Below are 1,274 nucleotides of genomic sequence, written 5' to 3'. Positions count from 1 at the left end.
ACATCCGTACGCAGAACCAACGTATTGACGAAGAAGCCCACGAGATCGTCGAGAGCCTGATCCGTCCGCCCCGCGACCGGCGAACCGATCGGGACATCACTGCCCGCACCACACCGCGACAGGAGGGTGGCGACAGCGGCCTGGGCGACCATGAACAGGGTGGTTCCGGTCTCACGCGCCAGCCCGGTCAGGGCAGCGTGCGTGTGCGCGGGGGCGGTCACCTGGTGGGTGGCCCCGCGGTAGGAGGCGACGGCCGGCCGGGGCCGGTCCGCAGGCAGCGTCGCCTCCTCGGGCAGTTCGGCCAACTGCTGTCGCCAGAAGGCGACGTGGCGCTCCTCATCGATGGCGAGGAGACTCCGCTGCCACAGGGTGTAGTCGGCGTACTGGACCGGGAGCGGCGCCCAGTCGGGGGCGGCGCCGGCGCCCCGGGCCGTGTACGCCGTGGCGAGGTCCCGCAGGAGCGGGCCGTTCGACCAGCCGTCGGAGGCGATGTGGTGCATCACCACCAGAAGCACGTGCTTCCCGGGGGACAGCTCCAGCAGATCCGCGCGGATGGGCAGATCGGTGGAGAGGTCGAACGTGGTGCCGGACAGTCCGGCCAGCACCTGGGGCAGCGACTCCTCCGTCACCGGGGTCACCGGGAGCGCGAGGTCGGTCGTCGCGAGAGAGCGGATCGCCTGGTGCGGCGAGCCACCCTCGGAAGGGAAGGAGGTCCGAAGGGATTCGTGGCGTACGACGACGTCGACGAGGGCGAGACGCAGGGCCTCGACGTCGATGCGGCCGGTGAGCCGCACGGCCAGTGGAATGTTGTACGTGGGCGAGGGCCCCTCCAGCTGGTCGAGGAACCAGAGGCGTTGCTGGGCGGAGGACAAAGGGAGCCGCTCGGGCCGCTCCCCCGCCACCAGCGCGGGGCGCTCCTCCTCGCCGCCGCTCACCGCGATCAGCTCGGCGAGCCGCGCCACGGTCGGGTGCTGGAAGATCTCCCGCACTCCGAGCCGCACGCCGAAGGCGTCGCGGATCCTGGAGGTGAGTTTGGTGGCGCGGAGGGAGTGGCCGCCGCGGTGGAAGAAGTTGTCGTCGATGCCGACGGATTCGAGTCCGAGGTTGTCGGCGAAGAGACCGCAGAGGATCTCCTCGGCGGGGTTGCGGGGTGCTCGTCCGCCCTCGGAGGCGGTGGTGTCGTCGGGGGCGGGGAGAGCCCGGCGGTCGAGCTTGCCGTTGACCGTACGAGGAAGGGCGTCGAGGACCACGAAAGCCGACGGCACCAGGTGCTC

Annotated in this window: 1 protein-coding gene; it reads right to left on the bottom strand. The window is 71.0% G+C overall.

What is annotated here, in order from left to right; translation table 11 throughout:
• Positions 1-1,274: condensation domain-containing protein (locus IF00_RS42210; protein ID WP_037640488.1), on the bottom strand; the 1,274-nt coding region annotated here is incomplete at both ends.

The sequence above is a fragment of the Streptomyces flavochromogenes genome (assembly GCF_000717595.1).
GTDB classification, from domain to species: domain Bacteria; phylum Actinomycetota; class Actinomycetes; order Streptomycetales; family Streptomycetaceae; genus Streptomyces; species Streptomyces flavochromogenes.
The sequence above is the reverse complement of the archived record's forward strand: the minus strand, read 5'-3'. Positions and strand labels throughout refer to the sequence as shown.